The sequence below is a fragment of the Kitasatospora fiedleri genome (assembly GCF_948472415.1).
GTDB lineage: Bacteria > Actinomycetota > Actinomycetes > Streptomycetales > Streptomycetaceae > Kitasatospora > Kitasatospora fiedleri.
In genome coordinates, this window is record NZ_OX419519.1 from 3,715,624 (window position 1) to 3,741,330 (window position 25,707).

Here is a 25,707-nt window from a genome sequence, read left to right on the forward strand (position 1 = left end):
GCCCGGCCGGACGGGATCGGTTCCCGGCCGCGTTCCCAGGAGGGGGTCCCACCCGCATGTCCGAATCGCAGCCGCAGGCAGAGCAGGTACAGCAGGTCCAGCAACCGGAGCAGGCAGAGGAGTTGGAGCAGCCGCAGCAGTCGGCGCGGACACGGCGGTCGACGGGATCGGAGCCGGTCGACCTGGGCAAGTCGCCCGCACCGGAGCCGGAGCCCGCGCCGGGCCCCGCGCCCGCGCCCCGGCGTCGTCCGCTGCGGCTGCCGCGGCGGCGCGGGGTGCGCCGGGTGCTCGGGGCCGCGGTGGTGGTCGTGCTGGGCGTGGTGGCCGTCGGCGCGGGGGTCGCGCTGGAGCGCCGCCACGAGCGCGGGGTGCCCGTGTTCGACCGCGCCCACGCCGGTCGGGGTCCGGTCCGCGTCCCGGACGTCCCCGGCCTGCCGGACCTGCCGGGCCTGCCGGGCCGGGCCGGGAAGTTGGTGGTCCGCGGCGAGGACGGCTCCGTCCAGGTCATCGGCGGGGACGGGGCGCTGCGGCCGGGCTCCCCGGTCGTCCCGGACGGCGCCGGACCGGACGGCAGCGGCCCGGTCGGCAACGGCCCGGTCGGCCGGCTCGCCCCCGCCGCGCTGCCCGCCGTCCCCGCCGACCAGGCCCTGGCGAAGGCCGTCGCGGCCGTCCCGAACGGCAAGGCGGCCACCCTCGCGGTGGTCCCCCGCGAGGGTGGCGGCAGTTCCTGGTCGGTGGAGGTGCTCGGCCCGGACGGCGTCCGGCACCTGGTGACGGTCGACGGCGCCGACGGGTCGGTCACCGGCAACACCGTCGCCGCCGGGCGCTGAGCGGCCGGGCCCGGCCCGGGGCCGGGGTCAGTGGTAGGCGTGGACCACCGCGTGGCCCCGGCCGCGGCCGATCAGCCAGCGGTTGACCGGGACGGTGACCAGGAAGGCCAGCACCAGGGAGCCGGCCAGCGACGCCCAGAACAGCGCCTGGCCGAGACCCGCGTCCATCGCCCCGGGAACGGTCACCATGACGCCGTTGTCGATCAGCTCCATGACGATGATCGACACGGTGTCGGCGGCCAGCGCGACCTTCAGCGCGGCCCGGAAGGGCAGACCGGCCCTCCGCACGCCCCGCATGGTCAACGCGTAGCCGAACACGAAGGCGAGCGCGGTCGACAGCACCACGGTCGCGCCGTTGTGCAGGCCGAGGCCGACGCCGATCACCTGGCCGAGCACCTCGCCGATGGCGCAGCCGGTGAGGCAGTGCAGGGTCGCCTGCGCGGCGGTGCGCCAGCCGCTGCCGCCGCCACCGCCGTGCCCGGGGTGCGCGCCGTGCCCGGGGTGCGCGCCGTGCCCGGGGTGCCCGGGGTGCGTGTGCGGGGCGTGCTGCGCGTGCCCCTGGTGCGTGCTGTGCTCCATGACGGCCCTCCTGCTCCGAACCGGTGGGTTCCTCCGATCGCAAGGAACGTCATACCCCCAGGGGGTATTCCCCACCGGCCTCCGGAGCATTCCGCGGAGGGCCGTCCGGATGGTCCCGCGGCAGTGCGGCGTCGGTCCGGCGTCAGCCCTTGTCGGCCTTGCCGAGCACCGTCACGTCGAGGCGCTCCGCCGCGTAGTCCGCCCGGATCACCTTCTTGTCGAACTTGCCGACCGAGGTCTTCGGCACCGACTCGATCAGCGACCAGCGCTCCGGCAGCTGCCAGGAGGCGACCCGTTCGGCCAGGAAGGCCCGCAGCTCGGGCAGACCGGCCGTGGCGCCGGGCCGCAGCACCACGGTGGCCAGCGGGCGCTCGCCCCACTTCTCGTCCGGGACGGCCACCACCGCGGCCTCGGCGACCTCGGGGTGCGCCATCAGGTGGTTCTCCAGCGCGACCGAACTGATCCACTCGCCACCGGACTTGATCACGTCCTTGGCCCGGTCGGTGAGGGTCAGGTAGCCGTCGGCGGTGATGGTGCCGACGTCGCCGGTGCGCAGCCAGCCGTCCGGGCTGAACTTGTCCTCGGGGGACTCGGCCTCGTGGCCCGCACCGCCGAAGTACGCGGCGGCGATCCACGGCCCGCGCACCTCCAGTTCGCCCTCGGCGGCGCCGTCGTGCGGCACCGGCTCGCCGCCGGGGCCGATCAGCCGGGCCTGCACGGAGGCCGGGAAGACGCCCTGGGTGACCCGGTACGCCCACTCGTCCTCGCCGGTGACGCCGGCCGGCGGGTGCGCGACGGTGCCCAGCGGGGAGGTCTCGGTCATGCCCCAGGCGTGGATCACCCGGATGCCGTGCCGCTCCTGGAAGGCCCGCATCAGCGCGGGCGGACAGGCCGAGCCGCCGATGACGACGGTCTCCAGGGTGGAGGTGTCGTAGTCGCCGGCGTCCAGCTCGTCCAGCAGACCGGTCCAGATGGTCGGGACGGCCGCGCCGAAGGTCGGCTTGACCCGGTCGATCATCTCGGCGAGCGGCTTGGGCTGCAGGAAGCGGTCCGGCATCAGCAGGCTCGAACCGGTCATGAACGCCGCGTGCGGGATGCCCCAGGCGTTGACGTGGAACATCGGCACGACCGGCAGCACGGTGTCGCGGGCGGTCAGGCCGAAGCTGGAGGCGGCGATGATCTGCATCGAGTGCAGGTAGATCGAGCGGTGGCTGTAGACCACGCCCTTGGGGTCGCCGGTGGTGCCGGAGGTGTAGCAGAGCGCGGCGGCCTGCTTCTCGTCGATGTCGGTCTGCCACGGGTAGTCGGTCGGCCGGCCGGCGATCAGCGCCTCGTACTCGTGCACCGTCCCGTCGAACCCGGCCAGCAGCGCCGGGTCGTACGCCCCGGACACCACGATGTGCTCGACCGTCCCGGCCAGCTGCGGCAGCACGGCGGCCAGCAGCGGGAGCACCGTGCCGTTGACGATGATCACCCGGTCCGCGGCGTGCTTGACGATGTAGACCAGCTGGTGCGCGGGCAGCCGCAGGTTCAGGGTGTGCAGCACCGCGCCCATGGACGGTATGGCCAGGTACGCCTCCTGGTGCTCGGTGTTGTTCCACATCAGCGTCGCCACGACGCTCCCGTCCGTCACCCCGAGCTCGTCGCGGAGGGCGTGGGCGAGCTGTCCGGCCCGGGCACCGATCTCGGCGAAGGTCCGCACCACCGGGCCGTCCTCGGTCCAGGTGGTGACGGTCGACCGGCCGTGGATGGTGGAGCCGTGCTGCAGAATCCGGGCAACCGTGAGCGGAACGTCCTGCATCGTGCTGTACACGCGGGTCCTCCTTGACCGGCCGGCACGTTGCTACCCGCAGGTAGCAAGCGATTTCTCCGATTCTTTCCCCGGTACGCCCCCGCTGTCAGTAGTCGCAACCGAGATGAGACCGACCCCGCAGGTCGCGGGGCGTGCGGGGCGGGTGGCCGTGCGTGCTTCCGGCTGCTTCCGGCTACTTCCGGCCGCCCCTTGCCACCCCCGGCTCCTCAGCGCTGCCCAGCGCTGCTCAGCGGGCGACCGGGGCGTCCACCTGGTTGCGGTCGATGGCCAGTGCGACGCCGCCGTAGCTCTCCTGGGCGTTGCCGTGGTGCTGGTGAATCCGGGAGTGGCCGACCCACAGGTCGTCGCCGAGTCGGCCCGCGCCGTCGGTGGTGGTGGCCCGGTCGTCCCAGTTGGCGTACCAGACCGCGTCCGGCAGCGGGCCGCTGCCGGCCCGGGCGGCGGCGGCCAGGTCGGCCACCCCCGAGTTGGTGGAGGAGTAGAAGCCGGAGCGGAAGCCCGCCCGGTGCAGCGCCTGCGTCCAGGCGACGGTGAAGTCCATCACCGCCTGGCTGCACGCCGGGTTGCCGCTCGGGTACGCCTCGATGTCCAGGTAGATAGGCGTACCGGTGCGCAGCCCGAGGTTCTTCACCGCGCGCACCGCCTCGGCCGCCTCCTCCTTGCCCTGCTGGACCGCCTTCGCCGGGTCGATCCGCTGCGCCTTGTTGCTCGGCGCCATGCACGGGGCCTGCCGTCCGACGTGGGTGGGGATCAGCTGCCAGCCCATCTCGCGGACCTCGCTCACCCAGGCCGCCGTCAGCCGGGACTGGCCGCAGGCCCGCTGCCGTCCGCTGGTGTAGATCCCGACCGCGCCGTACGGGGAGGTGCCCCACCAGGCGCGCATGGTCTCCACCGGCGGCGCGGAGCAGGCGTCGAACCCGGCGCCGGTGAACACCTCGGCGGGCAGCGGTTCCCGGCGCGCGCCCAACGGATCGGCCAGCAGCGTCCGGCGCAACCGGACGGGCGGTGCCGCGGAGGCGGTCCGGGCCTCGGTCCGCGCCTCGGTCCGGGCCTCGGTCAGCGCGGCGGCCTGGTGCGCCACCGCGGGCAGTTGCCGGGTCGGCGGTTGCTGGGCGGCGAGTTCGGGGGCGAGCGGCTGGGGCTGCCGGGGTGCGGAGACTGAGGTGGAGGTGGAGGCGGGGGTGGGAGCGGGGGCGATGGCGGCGGTCGGGCCGGTCGTCGGCATTCCGACGGCCCCCTGGTCGGTGGCGAGCAGCAGGACGAGTGACGCGGCCGTCAGGGCCGCGGGGCCGAGGTAGCGCACCCTCCAGAACTACTGACGGGCCGTCAGCCTGCCCGGCAGGACACGCCGTCGCCGTCGCCCGGTCACCCGGGTGGCTCTGTGGCGACACTCATCGGTAACCGTCTTTGACCATTTCCACTCCTTACGCCAGACTCGATCACATGCCAGGCACGTCCCTCACCGTTGAAAGCACAAGCGAGCTCCCAGGTGTCGCCTCCGTTTCGAAGGTCGACTCCGGTTCCGGCCGGGCACGGGCGGGCGGCCTGCGTCGCCCCGGCGTACGACGACCGGACGTGCGACGGGTGCACGGTGTCCGGCAGCGGCTGGGGCGCGTCCCGGCTCCGGTGCTCTGCCTGGTGTCGATGCTGGCGGTGCAGCTCGGGGTGGCGGCGTCCAAGCCGCTGTTCGGGGTGCTGGGGGTGGCGGGTGCGACCTTCCTGCGGATCTCCTTCGCCGCCGTCGTGCTGCTCGCCGTCACCCGGCCCCGGCTGCGCGGCCGCAGCCGGCGGGACCTGGCGATGGCCGGACTGCTCGGTGTCGCCTCCGCCGGGATGACCCTGCTGTTCGCGGGCGCCGTCGACCGGCTGCCGATGGGCACCGCGGCCACCATCGAGTTCCTCGGCCCGCTGGCCGTCGCCCTGGTCTTCGCCCGCCGCGCCGGGCACGTGCTGTGGGCGGCGCTGGCCGCCGCCGGGGTCGCCCTGCTCACCCTGCTGGGCGGCGAGGGCGGCTCCGGCCCGGGCGGCCTGGACCCGGTCGGCCTGGCCTGCGCGTTCGGCGCGGCCGCCTGCTACGCGGGCTACATCCTGTTCACCGACAAGGTCGGCGCGGCCTTCAAGGGCTTCGAGGGCCTGGCGGTGTCGTTCACCATCGGCACCGTCGTGCTGGCCCCGTTCGGCGCCGCCGAGGCGGTGCGCGGCCTGTCCGGTTCCGACTCCCCCGGTCTGCTGCTGCTCGCCGTCGCGGGGGTCGCGCTGCTCTTCCCGGTGCTGCCGTACGCGCTGGAGATGACCGCGCTGCGCCGGATGTCGCAGCGAGTGTTCAGCGTGATCGTCAGCCTCGACCCGGCGGTCAGCGCCCTGGTCGGCCTACTGGTGCTCGGCCAGGTGCTGGGGCTGCCGCAGGTGCTGGGCATCTGCTGCGTGGTGGCCGCGAGCGTGGGGGCGACGCTGACCGCGCGCCGCTGAGCCGCGCTGGGCCGCCGGGTGGCACTGGACCGCTGAGCCGCCGGGCGGCACGGCCCCGGCCGGACCGGGCCGGGACGCGCCTCGGGGGCGCGGCAGGCGCCGTGTGGCGGTGCCGCGCCCCCGAGGGGTTGCGATCGTCGTCCGTTGTACGCCCCGAGGCGGTGACCCTTTCCACTCCCGGGTGCTCCGGCGGTCCGTGCTCCGTCCGGTCCGGCGCCCCCGCCGGTCCGTGCGCACCTCCCGCCGGGAGGTCAGTACGAGTAGACGGGCGCGAAGACGAAGTTGAAGTTCTTGTTGGACTGGTCGGCGTAGACGACCCCGGTGTTCCCCTTCACCCCGAGGGTGTTGTTCTGGTTCGACGCACCGGCACCGGTCGCCGTCTGCTGGGTGGAGTTGTAGTTGCCGTCGACCGGTCCGAAGATGTTGCCGCTGCCGAAGTCCGAGACCACGCCGCTGTTCGAGCCGTGGCCGGCAGCCGCACCGTTGTCGGCCGCCGCGGCACCCGCCCCGGCCAGCAGCAGACCTGCTGCGAGCGGGACGGACGCGACCAGCGCGGCCAGGCGTGTGGTGCGGAAGCGCGCCATGGGATTCCCTCCGTTGGTTCTTGCGGGTTATTGCGAGCTGGAAAAAGGTGTTCCGGAGTTCGCGGCCAGACGAGGCTCCGGGGGCTGCGACGCCGAGGGACAGACTTCCGCAACAAATCGACAAAGCACCAGCACCACTGAGCCTTTTCCCCCATTAGCGTGACGCGGCGGCATTGGCGCATAATCCCGATCCGATCGGTTCGTCGGCAGACACACCGCCTGTGAAATGGCAATTCGCCCGGACGGCGGGAGCCGTACCGCCGTCCGGGCGGGGGCGCGGCGGCCAGTTTCCGGCGAGTCGCGCGAGCCCCGGGGCGCACGAACGGTCCGGCCACGCCCCGCCGAGGTCGCGTGACCGCACAAAGTCGATATTCAGCCACTGCTGAAATTCCTCATACCATCCGGATGCCACACTATGATGGTCGGGTAAATGGCAGGCGAATTTCCCGACCATCATCTTGTGATGATCGGGAAATTTCCTCTGCGGCTGGGGGTCGGGAGTCGAAGCCGGAACCCGGCCGACCGGACGGACGGCCGAGCGACCGGACGGACGGACGACTGAGCGGACGACCGAGCGGCCGAACGGGTCAGAGCATCTTGCCCGGGTTGAGGATGCCCAGCGGGTCGAACGCCGCCTTGATCTGGCGCTGCAGCTCCAGCCCGACCGGGCCCAGCTCCCGGGCCAGCCACTCGCGCTTCAGCAGGCCGACGCCGTGCTCGCCGGTCACCGTCCCGCCCAGTTCCAGGCCGAGCGCCATGATCTCGTCGAAGGAGCTCCGGGCCCGGGCCGTCTGCTCCTCGTCCTTGGCGTCGAAGATCACCACCGGGTGGGTGTTGCCGTCGCCCGCGTGCGAGACCACGCCGATGGTCAGCCGGTGCCGGTCGGCGATCTCGGCGACGCCGTTCAGCATGGCGGCCAGCGCGCTCCGCGGCACCGCCACGTCGTCGATCATCGTGGTGCCCATCCGCTCCAGCGCGGGCAGCGACAACCGCCTTGCCTGGAGCAGCAGTTCGGACTCCGCCCGGTCCTCGGCCGGCACCACCCCGGTGGCCCCGGCGGCGGTGCACAGCGACTCGACCTCGGCCAGCCGCTCGCGCTGGTCCGGGCCGTCGAAGGCGACCAGCAGCAGGGCCCGGGTCGACTCCGGCAGACCCATCCGCGCCATCTCGTTGACCGCTCGGACGGTGGTGGCGTCCATCAGCTCCATCAGCGAGGGCGCGTGTCCGGCCGCCATCACCTCGCACACCGCCTGTCCGGCGGCGTCCACCGAGTCGAACTCCGCGGCCAGCACCAGCTGCGGCCCCGGTGCGGGGCGCAGCGCCAGCACCGCCTCGACCACCACGCCCAGGGTGCCCTCCGAGCCGACCAGCAGCCGGGTCAGGTCGTACCCGGCGACGCCCTTGGCGGTGCGCCGCCCCGTCCGCAGCAGCCGCCCGTCCGCCAGCACCACGTCCAGGCCGAGCACGTACTCGCTGGTCACCCCGTACTTCACGCAACACAGGCCGCCGGCGCCGGTGCCGATGTTGCCGCCGATGGTGCAGGACTCCCAGCTCGACGGGTCCGGCGGGTAGGACAGGCCCAGGGCCTCGGCGGCGCGGGACAGCTCGGCGTTGACCACGCCCGGCTGCACCACGGCGATCCGGTCGACCGCGTCGAGGTGCAGGATCCGGTTCATCCTGGTCAGCGACAGCAGGATGCAGCCGTCCACCGCGTTCGCCCCGCCCGACAGTCCCGTCCGGGCACCCTGCGGCACCACCGGGACCCGCAGCTCGGTCGCCGTCCGCAGCACGAACCGCACCTGCTCGACCGTCTCCGGGAACACCAGCACCGCCGGTTCACCCGCCGCGCAGAACCCGGCCATGTCCCGCGCGTACGCGGCCGTCACGTCCGGATCCACCGCCACCGCACCGTCCGGCAGCCCCGCGCGCAGCCGTTCGACCAACTCACTCACGGCAAAGACCTCCACTCGCCTCGTCCACACGCCCATCCCACTCCCCCGGCCCCGGCCGGACAACCGCCCCCGCCGCCCCCTGTCGCGCTGTCGGTCGGCTCCGGCACCCTGGTACCCATGCGCGCACCACGGATCCAGTGCCCCGACTGCGACCGACCGGTCGCCCTGATGCCCACCCGCCGTACCGGTTACGGCGTCATCCACGACCACAAGCGCGACCGCCGCTCGCTCAGCCTCTGCACCGGCAGCATGCGCCAGCTCCCGCTCAGCGAGGCCACCCGGTGGCAGGACGCGCTCCCCGGCCTCCCCGTCCCGGACGAGCCGCCGACGCTGTTCTGACCCCGGGCGGCCTCCGGGCGGCCCCCGGGCGGCGGGCGGGTCGTGCCGGGGGGACGGGTCGTGTTGCCGTAGGGCGTTCCCGGGAACACCGGGCCGGGCCGGTCACCTGCCGTACCGGCGGGCGTCCGGGCGGGGCGGTTCGGGAGGGGCCGCGTGGTCGGCCGGAAAAGGCGGCAGGTGGCGCACCTGGCGGCACACCACCTGCGGCGAGCGGGGGCGCGGCAACGCCGTCCGCTCGCAGTCCCCGGAGGTGTCGGTGGAGTCCGCGTACGCCTAGGGAATGTCCAGTGTTGCGCAATGGCAACACCGTGCGGGGGAAGACTCACATGCGACGCTGGCCACCTGCAATCGGGATCTGGACAAGTCCGCATCAACCGGCGGGCAGTGTGTATCTGATGGTTCAAAATGCTAATGTTCCTCCCCCTTCGGGCTCGGGTGTACAGCCGGGACGCGAATCGTGCCTGGTCAGGACATTCAGTGAATGAACATGCCGCCCTTTCCGCCCGGGGTGGCACCCCGGCGGCACCCGGTGTTTCCGCCCCGGCGATCCGGTCGAAACCCGATCCTCAGGCTGCCTGCCGACTGGACGGCCTTGCAACAAAAGCGAGTTGACAACCATCGGCCGTCCGGGCGACCACCGGACGGGGTGGGATGATTCATCCGCCGCCGAATCGGGAGTCGGCAAACTCCCGGTCGATCGACTGCGGCCCGGACCGCGAGGTCCCGGTGGAGTCCGCCCCTTTCGGCTAGGAGAGAACCCCTTGCACCAGCGCATTCCCGCCGTCACCGCCTGCGTGGGGACCGGCGCCCGGCCCGTCGCCGGTTTCGGAAGTCCCGGCGGTTCCGGCAGAGCCGGTTCGTCCGGCGGCTCCGGTGGTTTCCGTGGCTCCGGCTCCTTCGGCGGCTCCGGGATCTCCGGGGTCGAAGCGGTGATCGTCATCGTGCTGACCGTGGCCGTCGTCGTCCTCGTCCGCTCGGGTGCCGCCGCCGAGAGCGTGCTGGCCCTGCTCGGCGGCGTCGGCACCGTCTCGACGGGCGTCATCGTCTCGGTGCGGGCCGGTCGGCGCCCGCGTCTGGTCGCGTTGGAGGGCTGATCCGGTGGGACGCCCCGAGCGGCCCGTCACCGAACGTACGAAGGAGTCCGCGGCGCTGGCGCAGTACCTGCGCCAACTGCGCCGGCGCGCGGGCCTCACCTACTCCCAGCTGGGCGCGGCCACCGGGCTGACCGCCTCCCGGCTCTCCCGGGCCGCGAGCGGCGAAGCGGTGCCGCCGCTGGAGGTGGTGGAGGCGTACGTCCGCGGGTGCGGCGCCGACAAGAAGGAGCTGGCGGCGGTCCGGACCCGCTGGCGGGCCGCCCGCCAGGCCGAGGCGCCGCCGCCGGTGGACCGGCCCCGTGACATCAGACTGGTCGACACCCCGAGCGAGTTGTGGGCCGCGATGGTGCACCTGCACCGCCGGATCGGACGCCCGTCCCTGCGCCAGCTGGAGAAGCGGGCCGGCGGGCTCGGCCAGCTCCCGCGCAGCACGCTCAACCTGGTGCTCCGCCGGGAGATGCCCCCGTCCCCCGTGCTGCTGGACGCCTTCGTCCGGGCCTGCGGCGTCCCGGCGGCGGACGCCGTGCACTGGGCCGGCGCCTGGAGCCGGGCCTACACCCCGCGCAGCTCGGCCGTGATCCACCCGGAGCCGCGGGACGCCCGCTTCCCGCACCCCAGGGGGCCGGCGCCCGCGGCCCGCCGGAGCCCCCTGGCCGCCGCGGACGGGACGGCCCCGCTCGTCGGCTCGCCCCGGCCGGACTGACCGGGGCGCCGCCGCAGGAGCAGCGCGTCGCAGCACGGCACAGCGCGTCCGAGCGCGTCCGAGCGCGTCGCAGTACGTCCGAGCAGAGCAGGTACGAGCACGTCGGAGAACACGGGCAGGCCCGGCACCGACCGGGCCCGGGCCGTGCGGAGGAATGAAGACATGGGCGATCTACAGCCCCTGGACGACAAGCTCAACAAGCAGTGCCGGGAGTTCGCGGAGGCGCTGCGCGAACTGTTCGCCCAGCTCTCGATCTCGCTGCGCCGCTGTGCCGTGCGCTGCTGCGTCAGCCCCGGCACGCTCTCGCGCTACCTGTCGGGCACCCGGATCGCCCCGCAGGACTTCATCGACGACCTGGTCCGCGAGATCGAGCGGGAGCACGGCACCCGGATCGAACCGGCGGCCCTCGAACGGCTGCGCCTGCTGCGCCGGGCCGCCGTCCGGACCACCGACTCGATCAGCCAGGCCGTGCACCAACTGGAGGACCAACTGAAGGCCGCCGACGCCCGGGCCCGCTCCACCTCCGCCCGCCGCGAACGGCTGGACAGCGCGCTGGACGACCAGCGCGGCCTGCTCGCCGACCTGGACCGGCGCCTGAAACGCCTGGAGGCCGACCACCGCGCGGACGGCGGCCCGACCGCGCTCCCCGCCGAACGGGACCTCCCCGCCGAGCGCGACGTCCTGGCCGAGCACGGCCTGCTGACCGAGCACGGCCTGGTCACCGAGCGCGACCTGCTGGCCGAGCGCGACCTGCTCGTCGCCCAAGTAGCCGACTTGATCAGCCAATTGGAGGAGGCCAGGGCCCAGGTCGCGTTCGCCGAGATGCGCTGCGACCTGCTGGAGCGCCAACTCGCCGTGGTCGACACCCAGCGCGGGGCCGCCCTGCCCGGCCCCGAACTGGTCACCCTGGTCGAGCCGCACACCGCCCCGCCGCTGTCCGGCACCACCACCCCGCCCCCGAAGGTCCTGCTGGTCGACGACAAACGCCCCAACCTGCTCGCCCTGGAAGCCGTCCTCGGCACCTCCGGGCACCAGGTGGTCTCCGTCTCCTCCGGCCCCGAGGCTCTCAAGGCCCTGCTGGAGACCGACGTCTCGGACTTCGCGGTGATCATCCTCGACGTCCAGATGCCCGGCATGGACGGCTACGAGACCGCCGCCCACATCAAGCGCCGCGCCCGCACCCGCGACATCCCGATCATCTTCCTCACCGCCGTCGGCAACGACCCCGAGTACTCGATGCGCGGCTACGCGGCCGGCGCCGTCGACTTCATCGTCAAGCCCTTCGACCCCTGGGCCCTGCGCGCCAAGGTCGCCGTGTTCGTCGAGCTCTTCCTGGAACGCCGCCTCTACGCGGCCCCCCGCGACTGACCCCCACCCGCGCGTACCAGCCAGGTCGGACTCGGAAAACACGCCGGGGCGGGTACCGACTGTCCGTTAGTACCCGCCCCGGGCCGGTATGTCATCCACCGCAGCGGAGGGTGTGGGATTTGAACCCACGGTGGCGCGAAGCCACGACAGTTTTCAAGAACGTCCGGACAGCGTTGCGCTACACCCTTCTGAGCAGCGCAAGAGCGTTGCCGGGACAAGAGGAGCAGACACACGTTCCACATATGTTCCAAGAGCCCAAGCCTCGCTCGCCAGAGCGAGGCTCCAGTCGGCGTCTGCGTCCTCTTCGTCCCGAAGCAACTCGGAGGGCCAGAGAGATCCCCATGGCCTAGGGCCGGCCGCGCTACCTCGTAAACCTGGACACAGGGTGAGACTAAAGGGGCGTATGGTACACCCGAGCGGGCGACTAACGCCACCAACCCCCGTGACGAAGGCCGCGAGTGTGAAGTAGAGTGTGAAGCATGGGTACCGAGGGAGTACAGCAGCTGAGCAGTCCGTTTGGGGATGAGCCTTGCGATGACATCCCTCTCCAGGCCGCGCCATTGGTAAGAGTGTTGTGCCAGTTGAGGTTTGATCAGCTTTCAATCCTCACCTCAAATAACGCGGCAGATGAGTTTGCAACGTGCCTCAGCGACAACTACCCCTACATGGAGAGAGCCGTTGAGTTCAATATGCTTGTTGGCGGCGGAAGTGTCGCTCCTCAGGCTACGCAAACTCCCGTGTGGCGCCTCCGCTCGGCCGACAGACTGAAGACAGTCACCCTTATAAATGGCTCCATCTCCTTGGAGACTTCAAAGTACCTGAGTCGAGATAAGTTCATCGGGGAGCTATCTAAAGTCGCGGCCGCCTTGCAGAGGGTGGCCCGAGTGCCAAGCTATTCACGAATTGGCTTCCGATTCACTAATCAAATTATCGGCGATTCATCGCTCGCCGACCTCCCCAATCTCGTGCGCCCAGAAATCCTCGGAATCTCTGGATTCAAGTTCGGTTCGGGCGGATCGCTTGATCACCTACTCTCGCAGGCTGCTTTTACAGTCGGGCCCGGGAGTGGCCTCCTTGTTCAATGGGGGAACTCCCTCCAAACGCTGGGTTTGATCCGACCCTTCAGCTTGTCCCTGAGCGCTCATGGGTTTTTGATATGGACTCCTTTAAGCAGGACGCCAAAATTTCTCCTGCCTCTGTAGATATCGAAACTGAGCTACTAGCTCTCTGGGAACGCGCTTATCGTTTCTTCCGCTGGGCGGTCACTCCGGATTTCCTGGACCGGTTTGGCGCCAAGAAGAATTAGGGGGATATCGTGACCATTATTGATGGCCCGGTCATGGCAATCGAAGTTCCCCAGATGAAACATTCACCGCCAGCAAGTCGGGTTTGGGTTCCAGGGTTGCTTCTGGCCGCCTCTATCACTACGTCGACCTTTATTGGCAGCCCGGCAATTAATGCTGCCTCTATTATTGATCAGACAACGGTTCCTGTTGTTATCGTTGAAGGCAGTTCGCTGACAACAAGTACGACAGTTGCGCCGGCAAACCCTACTGCTGACGCTGCGGACCTCATGCGTGAAATCCACGGTCAGAGCGGCCTAACCTGGGAGCAATTGGGTAAGGCGCTCGGCGTTAGCCGCCGTTCCGTTCATTCATGGGCGTCTGGCGCTCGAATCAATGGACGCCATCTAGAGGCCCTTCGGGAGTTTTCCCAGATTGTCAGGAGCGCACCAAGCCGCACCCCCGAAGCAACCCGCGGATGGCTGTTGGGGATCGGACAGGACGGACCGAGCCCTATCGAGGCATTTCAGGCGAAGCATCGTAGCTCTGCCGCCCCTGTCGTTGGAGTCGGATACAATCCGGCAGAGCTGCTCGGAGGCGCTCAAGCTGACTAGGAGGCGGGCCGCGCATGACCACACAAGCCAGCAAGGGTGTGGACAACGCGCCGGAAAACGATGCGGATGCAAGGCATGTTCCCGACCTGAGCGGATACTCACAAGGTGATGTAGTGAGCTTGCCTGCGCTGCCAGTAATGGAAGATTCCGGTCAAATCACCTCCATTGAAACTCCGCATGGCGCCGTGATCTTGACGCAGACTTGCGACCTCGTGCTAACGGACCGTCCTACAGTCCACCTGGCTCCCGTTGCCCACTTGTCTGAGGGGGCTGCCAAGTTGGCGCGGAGTGGGAGGCAGCCTAGTTTGGTCCATATTCCCGAATTGGGAGAGCATGCCTTTGCGGACCTGACGTTTATTGGAACGCTCAGGAAAGGTGCCATTACTGACCTCCCCAAAACTTCCGGCGTAAAGTCTGATGAAGACGTCAGGAAATTTGGACAGCGTATCGGTAGGCGATTTAGCAGGTTCGCTTTTCCAGACTCCGTGGTGCCATGGATTCGCCCTCTTAGGGCAATTGTTGAGAGTCGACACGGAAAGGCTGCCAGCCCTGCCGGATGGGCCTTGGATCGAGTAGCCACCCTTAGGCTCGAATCGTTTAATGGGTGGATTGAACCACCCTTTGAAATTACTCTATGCATCGTATTGGAGCCCAGAGTATTTCCGACTTTCCCATCCGACTACGAGCCTAAGCTCAGCAAAGAACTTGACATTTGGCTCCACGGGGCCGTCGGTGAGATCGCCCTGAAGCGTAAGCATGGCGAGATCGCTGAGCGGTTGATGAAAGGTGGCGACGCCATCGACCCTGACTCCAGGTGGTGGCTATGGAGCGCTCTCGCGGATGCTTGGGCCAATCTTTGCATCCCGCCCGCCGGATCAGATCCTGAAGTACTTTCCGCCGTCGATGGCGGTGAATTTAGCGCAGATATTCTAAGCGCTGACGAATTTCCCTATTCTCGACTTAGGCGCACAGAAGAAATCGATCTTGATCATCTTTCGCTGCCCCTGCCGATCTAGTAAGACTCTTGCTCGACGCGAGAGGCGGTAATAGCAAGTGGGTAAACTTGTAAAGCCGCGCCGACAGTCTCGGCGGGGTTCTGGGCTCGATTCTCCTCTGTCGTCTGTCCGCAAACGTGGACAGACGACAGAGGAGCGGGGTGAAGGCAGGAGCCGTCGGCGAGCGGCTAGGCCCGTGCGCTGGCATGCCGTGCGCCTTGATGAGGTAGCGAAAGTTGTAACATCCTCGCTGCCCATGGGCTAAGCGTTTGTACAATCCGCAGCGCTGACGATCCCGTTCCTTCTACGCTCCGGCGCTCAGGACACTCGCGATGAAGTCCATGGAATCGACCACCGCGAACGCACCAGCGGCTTCGAGCCGTTCGCGCTTGCCAGGCTTATTGGCGTAGCCGATGGTGCCGACTCCCGCCGCTAGCCCGGCTTCGACGTCGCGCGTCGCGTCACCCACGAAGATAAAGTCTTGGGCCTCGCTGCCACTCATGGCTTCGAGAAGGAGCCGTGGACTTGGCTTCATCGATGCCGGATCGCCCGGTGTGCGACCGACCGTCCGCGTGACGTATCGCGTGAGGTCATGCGCGGCAAGGTAGGACTCAATCGCCGCGGTCGCATTGTTGCTGACGATCGAGACCGCTCGTCCGGACTCGGCGCAGGCCCGGAGTACTGCCTCGCCACCGGGGTTCGGCCGGCCGGACTGCACGGCCCCAGTTTCGAGCAGCTCAAGTCGCCGGTCGGCGGGCGAGACAAGATCCGGGCGGTGCTCCGCGACCAGGCGGAGCAGGGCCAGCGGATCGGTCTCGACCTGACCTTGTTCCGGCATCTTCCACCCGAGAACCTCCAGCCCTTCCTGGAGGCTCTGTGCCACGTCGGGCGCGGGGCAGCCCGCGAACACGGAGCAGACCGGGCCGTCGAAGTCGAGCAGCACGTGCTTGACCGGGCGGAGCAGGTCCGCAAGGGATGCGTTCGTCTCTGTCACGGCTGACGCTCGTACGCGATCGTGGACCAGACGCTGTCGAACCAGGTCTGGGCCTGCTGGACGTACTGGGACCCGAGCGACGAGCCGTCGGGGCCCATGGCGTGGTGGAAGAGGGTGGTGTCCTTCCCCGTGACGTCGAAGAACGTGTGCGAGTCGCCACTGATCGCCACGGTCCGCTCGCGCAGCGGGTAGAAGCCAAAGAACGCCTCGGCCCGGTTCAGGATGTAGAGCTTGAACAGGCTCGACGCCCTGTGCACCTTGACCTCGACGCTGGCGGACTGGACGAGGCCGAGTTCCGCCAGTACCTCGACGGAGTGAGCGATGCCCTTCGCGTTGGTGAGGGCGATGTCCCGGGCCCGCTCGCGGAGGGCCGCCTCGTCCTGGAGGCCGTCGACCAGCACCGGGACGGCCATCGGGGCGGAGGTGTCGGGCAGTAGCAGGCGCACCGCGATGAATTCGGGCGCGAGCCGGCCGCTCCGGACCTTATAGAGCGGGTTCGACCAGGGCATTGTGCAAAGTCTCGCTGGAGAAGCCAGCGAAGTCGAGCATGATGTGCTTCTGCTCGAAGGCGGCTTCGAGGTGCGGCCGGAGGCCGACCGGGAGGGACGTCCGCTCCCTGACGAACGAGCCGCTGCTCTGCCGGGTGACGATGAGCCCTTCCTGCCTGAGCAGGTCGAGAGCCTTGTCGACGGTGCCGCGGGCTAGCCCAAGTCGACGCCGTCGCCACGCTCGGCGTCCGCGGCAGGCACATGTCGACGCTGTACGGAGCCATCAACTGGATCGCCACCCGTCCGTCCGAGGCGGTGAACCTGCGCAAGGAGGACTGCTACCTGCCGGCCGACGGGTGGGGGTCGGCCGTGCTGGCGAAGACCTCGCCGCGGGTCGGTTCGCGGTGGACGGACGACGGCAAGACGTACGGGGAGCGCGGGTTGAAGCACCGGGCCCGGAACTCCACCCGGACGGTGCCGATCCCGCCGATCTACGTGCAGCGGCTGCGCGCGCACATCGAGGAGTTCGGGCTCGGGCTGGACGGGCGGCTGTTCCAGTCGGCGACCGACGGGCTGGTGTCCACCAAGGAGTACTCGGACGTATGGAAGGAAGCCCGGGAGTTGGTCCTGACGCCGCAGCAGGTGGACACCCCGCTCGCCGAGACCGCGGGCAAGCTGCGGGCGACGTGCGTGTCGGGCTGGATCGTCTCCGGGGTCGACCCGGCCGAGGTGGCGTACCGGGCCGGGCACAGCGTGGCGGTGCTGTTCCACTTCTACGCCAAGGTGCTCAACGGCCGGCGGGAGCAGGCCAACGAGCTGATCAAGAAGTTCCTGAGCACCGAGTACGGGCTCGAATCCGGCCCACGGCTGGCCCACGAAGGCTGACCGGAGGCGGCACAGCGGCGGGACAGGCTGGCACGGAACGACTCAGGGCGGGTACCGGAGAAGTTCCGGTACCCGCCCTGAGCTGGGGGTTTACCCACCTGCGCGGAGGGTGTGGGATTTGAACCCACGGTGGCGCGAAGCCACGACAGTTTTCAAGACTGGTCCCTTAGGCCGCTCGGGCAACCCTCCTCGGCGGAGGCCAGCCTAACGGGTCGGGGCCGGTGGGGTGCACCCCGTTTCGGGGTGGGGGTCAGTTGTCGCCCTTGCGTTCGCCGAGGGTGACGGTGGTCTTGGCGGCCTTGCCGTCGCGCTTGTACTCGACCTCGACCTTCTCGCCGGGCTTGTGCGTCCAGATTTCGCTGACCAGGGTCGGGCCGCTGTCGATGGCGATGCCGCCGAGCTTGGTGATGACGTCGCCCGCCTTGAGGCCGGCCTGGTCGGCGGGGCCGCCGGGGGTGACGGCGGGGGTGCCCTGGACGGCGGCGGTGGCGATCTGGGCGCCGTCGCCGGTGTAGGAGTCGTTGCGCAGGACGCCGAGGATCGCGTAGACGGGGGTGCCGTCCTTGATCAGGGTCTGGGCGACCCACTTGGCCTGGTTGATCGGGATGGCGAAGCCGAGGCCGATGGAGCCGGCCCGGCCGTTGCCGCTGGTGTTGGACTGGATCGCCGAGTTGATGCCGATCACCGAGCCGGAGGCGTCGAGCAGCGGGCCGCCGGAGTTGCCCGGGTTGATCGAGGCGTCGGTCTGCAGGGCGTTCATGTAGGACGCCTGGGCGCCGGTCTCGTCGCCGGAGGCCACCGGGCGGTCCTTGGCCGAGATGATGCCGGTGGTGACGGTGCCCTCCAGGCCGTAGGGGGCGCCGATGGCGATGGTGGCGTCGCCGATGGCGACCTTGTCGGAGTCGCCGAGCGGCAGCGGGGTGAGCTTGTCGGTCGGCGGGTTGTCGAGCCGGACCACCGCGACGTCGTAGCCCTCGGCGCGGCCGACCACCGAGGCGCTGTACGAGGAGCCGTCGGAGAACTTGACGGTGAGCTTGCCGCCGCTGGCGGCGGGGGCGACCACGTGGTTGTTGGTCAGGATGTGGCCCTCGGTGTCGAAGACGAAACCGGTGCCGGTGCCGGACTCGCTGGAGCCCTCGGCCTTGATGGTGACGGTGGACGGCAGCGCCTTCGCGGCGATCCCGGCGACCGAGTCGGGGGCCCGGTCGAGGTTCTGGTGGGTGTTGCCGACCGCCACGGTGGTGCTGTTGCGGCTGGCGCTGGAGCCGCCGCCGTTCTTGCCGTTGTCGGCGACGGACGCGCCGATCGCGCCGCCCGCCAGGCCCGCCACCAGGGCGACGGCCGCGACCAGGGCGATCAGCGAACCGCGCTTGCGCTTGCCGGGGCCTCCGGCGCCGGGCTGCGGCGCCCCCCACGGCGCGCCGGGCCCGCCCGCGCCGCCCGCGGTGTCGCCGCCGGACGGGTGGCCCCAGCCGCCGACCGGGTGGCCGGCGCCGAACGGGTGCTGCGAGTGCTGCGGCGCGCCGGGGTCACCGGGCGTGCCCGGGCCACCCGGGGCACCCGGGGCACCCGGGGCACCCGGTGCCTCCTGGAGCAGCGGCACGGGGGCGACGGCCGGGTTGACCGCGGTCTGCGCCTCGTCCGGCCGGCCGTACGGGTTGACCGGCTCGGCGACCGACCCGTACGGGTTCTGGAACGGCGGCGGCGCGTCCACCGGGACGGCGGGCGCGGCGGGCGCGGCGGGCGCGGCCGGGGCGGCGGTCCGCGGCGCGTCGGGCACCTTGCCGAGCTGGATGGTCTGCTCGGCCGGGGCGGGAGCCGGGGCCTGGCCCGGGGCCGGGGCCTGGGGCAGCACCGGCGGCGGGGCGTCCAGGTAGGCGGGGGCGGGTGCGGGGGCGGGTGCGGGGGCGGGCGTACCGGAGCCGGCGGCCACCGCCTCGGTGCCGGCGGGCTCGGCGGCCTTCTCCGGCGGGGTGGTACCACTCGCGTGCTCGGTGCTCACGGACGACCTCCATCGCTGAACAGAACCTTCGGTCGCGAACCGCGGCGCTGGGGGCACGGCTCGCAACCTCGGTGCACAGTTTTTCCTATACCGGATTCGGACACCGTAAGCGGGCCCCTGAAGAAATGATGAGAAGCCTTAGGCGGCTCTGACATGCACATCAATGGTCCCGCGATGCGGACGCCCGTCCCCCCGGTCTTGGCGTTCCCTCGCCCGGAGGCTAGCCTGTCGCTCCTGTAAACCGAAGAACGTCGCGGGAGCTTGGACCAGCCAGGCTGAGAGTGCGCCGGTTCGACCGTAGGGCATGGCGGTGACGCCACCACGGGCGAGGGGGCGCTGACCGCCGGAACCTGTCCGGGTAATGCCGGCGTAGGGAGTATCGGCCATGACGGCTGTTCCGTCTGCCCAGATGTCCGACCGTGCCGCCGAGGCGCGGTCCGAGGCCCCGCTCACCCTCGACACCGCTCCGCCGCGCACCCTGGACTTCCGGGCGCTGTTCGCGCTGTGGGCCAACCTCGGGGTCAGTCTGATCGGCTTCACCAGCGCCGCGACCGTGCTCGGCGAGCCGGGCCACCAGCTGGGCTTCACCGCCGCAGTGACGGCGATCCTCGCGGGCACCACGATCGGCACCGCGATGCTGGCGGTGGCCGCCCTGGTGGGCGCCCGGACGGGTGCCCCGGCGATGGCGGTGCTGCGCGGGCTGTTCGGCACCCGGCTGTCGTACGTGCCGACGGTGCTGAACATCGTGCAGTGCGTCGGCTGGGGCGTGTACGAGCTGACGGTGATCGCCTGGGGCGCGCAGACCGTCTCCGGCACCGAGGGCTGGCGCTGGCTGTTCGTGCTGCTGGCGGGCGTGCTGACCACGGTGCTGACGATCTGGCCGCTGGGCGCGATCGCGGTGCTGCGCAAGTACGTGGCGGTCGCGGTGGGCGTGGCGATGGTCTACTTCACGGTGCAGTTCGCCCGGACGGGCTTCCCGGACCCGGGCGCGGGCAACTGGGACGGCTTCCTGGGCGCGACGGACGCGGTGATCGCGGTGTCGATCTCCTTCGTGCCGCTGGCCGCGGACTACACCCGGCACGCGCGCAGCTCGGCGAAGGCGTTCTGGGGGACGTTCTCCGGCTACACGGTGGCCCAGGTCTGGTGCTACGTGCTGGGCGTGGTGGCGCTGCTGCAGTCCGGCGGCGACGCGAACCGGATCTTCGAGTCGTTCACCGGCGTGGCGGCGGGCTGGGCGTTCCTGCTGGTGCTGGTGCTGCGGGAGACCGACCAGTCGTTCGCGAACGTGTACTCGACGGCGATGTCGATCCACAACCTGTGGCCGCGGGTGGACCGCCGGGTGCTGACCGGCGGGATCGGCGTGCTGGTGACGGTGCTGGCGCTGCGGATCAAGGAGTTCACCGACTCGTACTACGGGTTCCTGGGCCTGATCGGCTCGGTGTTCGTGCCGCTGTTCGCGGTGCTGGCGGTGGACTACTTCCTGGGCGCGGGCCGACGCGGCTGGAACACGGCGCAGGACGCCCCGGCGCGCTGGGTGATGCTGCTGCCGTGGGTGGTGGGCTTCGCGGTGTACCAGTTCCTGGCCCCGTCGAAGATCGGCGGCTGGTGGACCGGCCGGTGGGAGGACCTCCAGCAGTTGGTGCACTTCACCCCGGCGGCGTGGTCCTCGGCCTCGCTGTTCTCCTTCCTGGTGGCGGCGCTGGCCACCCTCGCGGTGACCGCGCTGGAGCGCCCGCGGGCGGCGGCGGAGCCGCGGGGCTGACGCCCGGGCCGGACCTGCCGGGACCGGGCCGGACCTGCCGGGGCCGGGGCGGCGTGGTGCGTCCGGGAGCGGTCAGGGGACCAGCACCACCTTGCCGGTGACGGTGCCGGACTCGGCCAGGCGCAGGGCCTCGGCGGCGGCGGTGAGCGGGAGGCGGGCGGCGAGCGGCGCGGTGAGGTCGCCGCGCCGCAGGGCGTCCAGGACGGCGGTGAGGTCGGCGCGCAGCCGGGCCCGGAAGCGGGCGGGGCGCAGGGAGCGGCCGGCCCAGATGTTGTAGAAGTGCGCGCGGCGGCCGTTCGGCAGGGCGTTCCACCACCAGGTGCGGGCGAGGACCTTGATCACCGGCCACTGCTTGGAGCCGGTGTCGTCGCGGGTGGCGGCGCTGCCGTAGGCCACCAGGGTGCCGCCGGGGGCGAGCAGCCGCCACGAGTCGAGGACGCTGCGGCCGCCGACGTGGTCGAAGACGGCGTCGACCCCGCCGGGGGCGAGGCGGCGGACCTGGGCCGGGACGTCGCCGGTGCGGTAGTCGACGGGGGTGACGCCCAGGGCGCGCAGCGCGTCGTGGTGCCGGACGGAGGCGGTGCCGATCACCCGGGCCCCGGCGGCCAGCGCGAGTTGGGCCAGTAGCTGGCCGACGCCGCCGCCCGCGCCGTGCACGAGGACGGTCTGCCCGGAGCGGACCCGGGCGTGGCGGTGCAGCAGCTGCCAGGCGGTGATGCCGTTGACGACCGCGGTCTCGGCCTCGGCGGGCTCCAGGCCGGCCGGGACGTCGACGGTGTCGGCCGGGTCGAGCAGGACGTGGCTGGCCCAGCCGCCGGTCTTGACCAGGGCCGCGACCCGGCGGCCGACCAGCCCCGGGTCGGTGCCGGGCCCGGTGGCCGCCACCGTGCCGACCAGGTCGTAGCCCGGGACGAAGGGGAACGGCGGCTGGTCGTAGTAGCGGCCGCGGCGCATCTGCTGCTCGGCGAAGGACACGCCGGTGGCTTCGACCGCGACCAGCACCTGCCCGGGGCCGGGCTCCGGCAGCGCGGAGCGGCGGACCTCCAGGCCCTCCGGCTCGACGACGCCGGGCAGGACGATCTCTACGAGCTGTTCGCTTCGCATGGTGGTCTCACTTCCGATAGTGGCAGTTACTAGAGTTACAGGTTCTAACAACAAACGTTGTAGCACTATGCTTCCGCGAGAGTCAACAGCGAACGCGATAGGGTCTAACCAAACGGACAGGGTGAAACCCAGCCGCAGAACACGGGGTCGGTGCGCTGGGCGTGGAGCACAGAGCACTGAGCACTGAGCACGGAGCGCCGAACGAGGGACGCGGAACGTACGCCCCAGCCACCGCCCACCGAACGAGAGGAACCCCATGGAGACCGGCACCCCCCGGGAGCGCTACCGCGCCCAGGTCCGCGAGGAGGTCAAGCGGCACGCCCGCGCGCAGATCGCCGAGGCCGGCGCCTCCGCGCTCTCGCTGAACGCGATCGCCAAGCGGATGGGCATGAGCGGACCGGCGCTCTACCGCTACTTCGCCAACCGCGACGAGCTGATCACCGAGCTGATCACCGACGCCTACCGCAGCCTCGAACAGGCCCTGCGCGGGCCGGCCGAGGCGGGTGCCGACCTGCCCGAGCTGGCGGGCGCCCTGCGGCGGTGGGCGCTGGCCGACCCGCAGCGCTACTTCCTGCTGTACGGCACCCCCGTCCCCGGCTACCACGCGCCGTCGGAGACCACCGCCATCGCCTCCTCGATCATGACCGCGCTGCTGGACGCCGCCGTCCGGCACCAGACCCCGGCGGTCGATCCGAGCCAGGCCGACGCCCGCCTCTACACGCACCTGGCGCACCACCACGCCTGGGCCGGCGACCACCCGGCCCCGTCCCACGCGCTGCGCCGGGCGCTGGTGTTCTGGACCAGGCTGCACGGCGTGCTCTCGCTGGAGCTGGCCGGCCACTTCACCGGCATGGAGCTCGACGCCGAACTGCTCTACACCGCCGAGGCGGAGACCCTCGCCGGACCGCGCTGACCCGCCCGGCCCCCGCACGCCCCCACCCCTGCACCGTCCCGCCCTGCACCACCCGTCGGCGGCCGGTTGTTCACCCGCCCGTCGCCGTGCCGGAGGACGGCCGCCATCCGGTGCCGCGTACGGTGGTTCACGTGGACACCCAGCACAGCACGGCCGGTTCGCCCGCCGTTCCGATCGACCGCACCGCCGTGAAGGTGATCGCCCACCGGGGCTCCTCCGCAGCCCTGCCGGAGCACACCGAGGCGGCCTACCGGCGGGCGCTGGAGGAGGGTGCGGACGGGCTGGAGTGCGACGTCCGGGTCACCGCCGACGGGCAGTTGGTGTGCGTGCACGACCGCACGGTGAGCCGGACCTCGGACGGGCAGGGCGTGGTGTCGGCGATGACGCTGGCTCAGCTGTCCGCGCTGGACTTCGGTTCGTGGAAGCACCCGGAGCGGCCGGAGCCCAGCCCGGTGCTCACCCTGGAGCGGCTGCTGGAACTGGTCGCGGACGCCGGGCGGCGGGTGGAGCTGGCGATCGAGACCAAGCACCCGGTGCGGTACGCGGGCCGGGTGGAGGCCGAACTGCTGCGGATGCTGGGCCGGTTCGGACTGCTCCCGGCCAGCCCGGCCGACCCGGCAGGCGCGAGCGGCCCGGCAGGCGCGACCGACCCGGCAGGCCCGGCAGGCGAGACCGAGTCCGCGGTGCGGGTGATGAGCTTCTCCGAGCTGGCCCTGCACCGGGTCCGGCGGGCCGCCCCGACGGTGCCCCGGGTGTACCTGTGGGAGCGCCGGCTGCCGGTGCTGGGCCGGACCAGGGCGCTGCCGGGCGGCGCGGCGATCGCCGGTCCTGGCATCGAGCTGGTGCGGCGCGACCCGGGTCTGGTGACGGCGCTGCGCCGGGCCGGGCACCGGGTGCACGTGTGGACGGTGGACCGGCCGGAGGACGTCGAACTCTGCCTGGAACTGGGCGTGGAGGCGTTGATCACCAACCGCCCGGCCGAGGTGCTCGCCCAGCTCGGCCGCTGAGCCGGTCCCGGCCCGGGCACAGGCAGAAGCCCAGGCCCAGGCGCAGGCACAGGCACGGGCCAGGTGGCCCCCCGTCGCCAATCGCGTGACAGAAATACCGAACGGGGTATTTCCGGACGTGTTTCCCACAGATCGTCACAACGGAACGTGAGGTCCACCTCACCTTTTGCCCACTGTCCGTGCGGATGTCGTTAATACCGCCATCGGATCGTCGAACGCCCGTTTCCGACGCATTACCTGCGGGCATCCATCCCTCGGCAGAAGCTGAAGGAGGTCCGGGGGTGGCGTTGATGGTGGCGCGAGCTGTGCCAGTTCAGGCCGGGTCGACCTCATCGGCCATGGCGGTTCCGCACGGTCCGGCCAGCGTTTCGGCCGCGCGGCGCAGGCTGCGCGGCGATCTCGGCGACCGGTCGCTACCGGAAGCGGTGATTGACGACGCGGTGTTGATCCTCTCCGAACTGCTCAGCAATTCCTGTCGGCACGCGAGACCGCTGGAACCGGTCCCGGACACCGCCGGCGGCGCCGTCGGGGGCACCAGCGGGGGCACCGTCGGAGGCGCCGGCGCCACCGCCGGGGAGGCCGCGGAGAACGGTACGGTGCTGGTGAGTTGGCAGATGCGCGGCGACGGCCTGCTGACCCTGGAGGTGACGGACGGCGGGGCGAGCACCCGGCCGATCCCGGCCCGGCCCTCGGTGACGGCGCACGGCGGCCGGGGCCTGAGCATCGTGGGCGAGCTGGCGCAGGACTGGGGGGTGCGGCACGCACCCGGTCAGGTGACGGTGTGGGCCCAGCTGTCGGCGTTCGGGCAGGTCGCGGGCGGCGGGCGGCGGCGGAGCGCCTGAGCGGCCCGGGCGGTCGGTTCCCGGCGAAGTAGGCTGCCCGATGCAACGTCCGACGTCTCCGGGAGAGCCGCACCATGGCCAAGAAGGCCGCGAAGAAGCAGCCCAGCCAGTCCACCGCCGTCGAGGGCGAGGTCCCGGTCGTCGGGGCGCGCGAGGCGTGCCCGTGCGGCTCGGGCCGCCGGTACAAGGCCTGCCACGGCCGCCAGGCGGCGCACGCGGTGCAGGAGTTGGTGCACCGCCCGTTCGAGGGCCTGCCGGGCGAGGCCGACTGGGTGGCCCTGCGCGAGCTGGTCCCGGCCGCCACGGTGCCGCTGACGCTGGCCGCCGGGGTGGCGCAGGAGGCCGTCGGCGAGGTCCCGTCGGTGACGCTGGCGACGGTGCTGCCGCTGGCCTGGCCGGCGCTGCGCCGTCCGGACGGGTCGATCCTGCTGGGCCTGCAGACCCAGTCCTCCTCCGGTGACCTGAGCCGCGACCTCGCGGACGCCCTGGAGCTGGCGCTGGCCACCGAGCCGGGCACCCCGGTGCCGGCCCGCCGGACCAACCCGGGCGGCCGCCGCCTGCAGGAACTGCTGGACACCACGGCGGCGTTCGTCCCCGAGGTGCACACCGGCTTCGAGTTCTGGCTGGAGGACGCCGAGGCGGCGACCGGCGAGGTGGCGGCCTCGCTGGAGCGGGCCAACGCCTCCGCGATCCCGACCGAGAAGCTGGCCGGGGTGGACTCCGCGTACTGGTGCGGCACCCCGGACAAGAACCACCTGCGCTGGGTGATGGACGTCCCCGAGGAGCAGTTGCTGGACGCGCTGGCCCGGCTGTCGGCGGCCGGCGACAGCTCGCTGGGCGAGGGCACCAAGCTGGTGGGCTCGTTCCGGGCGCACGGCCTGACCGTCCCGGTGTGGGACCTGCCGCTGGAGATGACCGCGTCCGACGTGGAGAAGCCGGCCGTGGAGTTCGCCGGGAAGCTGGCCGCGGTGCTGGCCGCGCCCGCGCCGCTGACCGCGGAGGAGCGCCGGGCCCGGGCCAACTTGGTGAGCCGTCAGATCACCCTGAACTGACCGGAAGCGCCTCGGAAACGCCCGGCGGCGGCCCC

23 protein-coding genes and 1 tRNA gene are annotated in these 25,707 nt (G+C 71.3%); 14 read left to right on the plus strand and 10 right to left on the minus strand.

Annotation, left to right across the window (positions count from 1 at the left end; translation table 11 throughout):
* Nucleotides 1–56: 56 nt before the first annotated feature.
* Entirely contained in the window at nt 57–830 is a 774-nt protein-coding gene (locus QMQ26_RS17215; RefSeq protein ID WP_282206265.1) for a PepSY domain-containing protein, read from the plus strand.
* Nucleotides 831–857: 27 nt separating this feature from the next.
* Here QMQ26_RS17215 and QMQ26_RS17220 read toward each other — a convergent pair whose 3' ends face one another.
* From QMQ26_RS17220 to QMQ26_RS17230, 3 genes are all read right to left on the minus strand, one after another.
* Nucleotides 858–1,409, minus strand: coding sequence for a DUF4396 domain-containing protein (locus QMQ26_RS17220; protein ID WP_282206266.1), 552 nt, complete (start codon nt 1,407–1,409; stop codon nt 858–860).
* Between the two features lie 142 nt (nt 1,410–1,551).
* A complete protein-coding gene (locus QMQ26_RS17225) occupies nt 1,552–3,222 on the minus strand; it encodes a long-chain fatty acid--CoA ligase (protein WP_282206267.1) in 1,671 nt (556 codons plus the stop codon).
* 226 nt (nt 3,223–3,448) lie between these two features.
* Complete coding sequence (locus QMQ26_RS17230; RefSeq protein WP_282206268.1) at nt 3,449–4,525, minus strand: DUF1906 domain-containing protein; 1,077 nt, start codon at nt 4,523–4,525, stop codon at nt 3,449–3,451.
* 281 nt (nt 4,526–4,806) lie between these two features.
* Between QMQ26_RS17230 and QMQ26_RS17235 the strand changes: the two genes are divergently transcribed.
* Entirely contained in the window at nt 4,807–5,691 is an 885-nt protein-coding gene (locus QMQ26_RS17235; RefSeq protein WP_100837356.1) for an EamA family transporter, read from the plus strand.
* A 251-nt stretch (nt 5,692–5,942) separates the two neighbouring features.
* Here the strand turns inward: QMQ26_RS17235 and QMQ26_RS17240 are convergent, their stop codons facing one another.
* Entirely contained in the window at nt 5,943–6,275 is a 333-nt protein-coding gene (locus QMQ26_RS17240) for a hypothetical protein (RefSeq protein ID WP_282206269.1), read from the minus strand.
* 587 nt (nt 6,276–6,862) lie between these two features.
* On the minus strand, nt 6,863–8,263 hold the full coding sequence (locus QMQ26_RS17245; RefSeq protein WP_404814137.1) for an FAD-binding oxidoreductase: 1,401 nt from the start codon (nt 8,261–8,263) through the stop codon (nt 6,863–6,865).
* 81 nt (nt 8,264–8,344) lie between these two features.
* Here QMQ26_RS17245 and QMQ26_RS17250 point away from each other — a divergent pair, with 81 nt between their 5' ends.
* The 6 genes from QMQ26_RS17250 (at nt 8,345) to QMQ26_RS17270 (ending at nt 14,644) form a co-directional block, all read left to right on the plus strand.
* The gene (locus tag QMQ26_RS17250; RefSeq protein WP_159073139.1) at nt 8,345–8,566 is read left to right on the plus strand and encodes a hypothetical protein; all 222 of its coding nucleotides are present in this window, start codon (nt 8,345–8,347) and stop codon (nt 8,564–8,566) included.
* 929 nt (nt 8,567–9,495) lie between these two features.
* The gene (locus QMQ26_RS17255) at nt 9,496–9,660 is read left to right on the plus strand and encodes a hypothetical protein (protein WP_282206270.1); all 165 of its coding nucleotides are present in this window, start codon (nt 9,496–9,498) and stop codon (nt 9,658–9,660) included.
* 4 nt (nt 9,661–9,664) lie between these two features.
* On the plus strand, nt 9,665–10,363 hold the full coding sequence (locus QMQ26_RS17260; protein WP_282206271.1) for a helix-turn-helix domain-containing protein: 699 nt from the start codon (nt 9,665–9,667) through the stop codon (nt 10,361–10,363).
* A 162-nt stretch (nt 10,364–10,525) separates the two neighbouring features.
* Complete coding sequence (locus QMQ26_RS17265; protein WP_282206272.1) at nt 10,526–11,731, plus strand: response regulator; 1,206 nt, start codon at nt 10,526–10,528, stop codon at nt 11,729–11,731.
* 479 nt (nt 11,732–12,210) lie between these two features.
* Complete coding sequence (locus tag QMQ26_RS38300) at nt 12,211–12,933, plus strand: TIGR04255 family protein (protein WP_404814138.1); 723 nt, start codon at nt 12,211–12,213, stop codon at nt 12,931–12,933.
* A 709-nt stretch (nt 12,934–13,642) separates the two neighbouring features.
* Nucleotides 13,643–14,644, plus strand: coding sequence for a hypothetical protein (locus QMQ26_RS17270; protein WP_282206273.1), 1,002 nt, complete (start codon nt 13,643–13,645; stop codon nt 14,642–14,644).
* Nucleotides 14,645–14,927: 283 nt separating this feature from the next.
* Here QMQ26_RS17270 and QMQ26_RS17275 read toward each other — a convergent pair whose 3' ends face one another.
* Both QMQ26_RS17275 and QMQ26_RS17280 read right to left on the minus strand, forming a co-directional pair.
* Nucleotides 14,928–15,617 carry an HAD family hydrolase gene (locus QMQ26_RS17275; RefSeq protein ID WP_282206274.1) on the minus strand — a complete coding sequence of 230 codons (690 nt, stop codon included), beginning with the start codon at nt 15,615–15,617 and terminating at the stop codon, nt 14,928–14,930.
* Nucleotides 15,614–16,126, minus strand: coding sequence for a hypothetical protein (locus QMQ26_RS17280; protein WP_282206275.1), 513 nt, complete (start codon nt 16,124–16,126; stop codon nt 15,614–15,616). Before QMQ26_RS17280 ends, QMQ26_RS17275 begins: the two co-directional genes overlap by 4 nt.
* 240 nt (nt 16,127–16,366) lie before the next feature.
* Between QMQ26_RS17280 and QMQ26_RS17285 the strand changes: the two genes are divergently transcribed.
* Entirely contained in the window at nt 16,367–16,990 is a 624-nt protein-coding gene (locus QMQ26_RS17285; RefSeq protein WP_282206276.1) for a site-specific integrase, read from the plus strand.
* A gap of 103 nt (nt 16,991–17,093) precedes the next feature.
* Here the strand turns inward: QMQ26_RS17285 and QMQ26_RS17290 are convergent.
* Both QMQ26_RS17290 and QMQ26_RS17295 read right to left on the minus strand, forming a co-directional pair.
* Nucleotides 17,094–17,179 (minus strand) — tRNA-Ser (locus QMQ26_RS17290).
* Nucleotides 17,180–17,240: 61 nt separating this feature from the next.
* Complete coding sequence (locus QMQ26_RS17295) at nt 17,241–18,992, minus strand: S1C family serine protease (protein ID WP_282206277.1); 1,752 nt, start codon at nt 18,990–18,992, stop codon at nt 17,241–17,243.
* 409 nt (nt 18,993–19,401) lie between these two features.
* On the opposite strand from QMQ26_RS17295, the gene QMQ26_RS17300 reads away from it, so the two are divergent.
* Complete coding sequence (locus QMQ26_RS17300; protein WP_282206278.1) at nt 19,402–20,754, plus strand: purine-cytosine permease family protein; 1,353 nt, start codon at nt 19,402–19,404, stop codon at nt 20,752–20,754.
* A gap of 72 nt (nt 20,755–20,826) precedes the next feature.
* Here QMQ26_RS17300 and QMQ26_RS17305 read toward each other — a convergent pair whose 3' ends face one another.
* Nucleotides 20,827–21,858: a medium chain dehydrogenase/reductase family protein gene (locus tag QMQ26_RS17305; protein WP_282206279.1), complete on the minus strand. Its 1,032-nt coding sequence runs from the start codon at nt 21,856–21,858 to the stop codon at nt 20,827–20,829.
* Nucleotides 21,859–22,114: 256 nt separating this feature from the next.
* Between QMQ26_RS17305 and QMQ26_RS17310 the strand changes: the two genes are divergently transcribed.
* The 4 genes from QMQ26_RS17310 (at nt 22,115) to QMQ26_RS17325 (ending at nt 25,672) form a co-directional block, all read left to right on the plus strand.
* On the plus strand, nt 22,115–22,771 hold the full coding sequence (locus QMQ26_RS17310; RefSeq protein ID WP_282206280.1) for a TetR/AcrR family transcriptional regulator: 657 nt from the start codon (nt 22,115–22,117) through the stop codon (nt 22,769–22,771).
* Nucleotides 22,772–22,902: 131 nt separating this feature from the next.
* Nucleotides 22,903–23,778: a glycerophosphodiester phosphodiesterase gene (locus QMQ26_RS17315; RefSeq protein WP_282206281.1), complete on the plus strand. Its 876-nt coding sequence runs from the start codon at nt 22,903–22,905 to the stop codon at nt 23,776–23,778.
* Between the two features lie 290 nt (nt 23,779–24,068).
* Entirely contained in the window at nt 24,069–24,620 is a 552-nt protein-coding gene (locus QMQ26_RS17320; RefSeq protein ID WP_282206546.1) for an ATP-binding protein, read from the plus strand.
* Nucleotides 24,621–24,694: 74 nt separating this feature from the next.
* Nucleotides 24,695–25,672, plus strand: coding sequence for a DUF5926 family protein (locus tag QMQ26_RS17325; RefSeq protein ID WP_100837347.1), 978 nt, complete (start codon nt 24,695–24,697; stop codon nt 25,670–25,672).
* Nucleotides 25,673–25,707 lie beyond the last annotated feature (35 nt).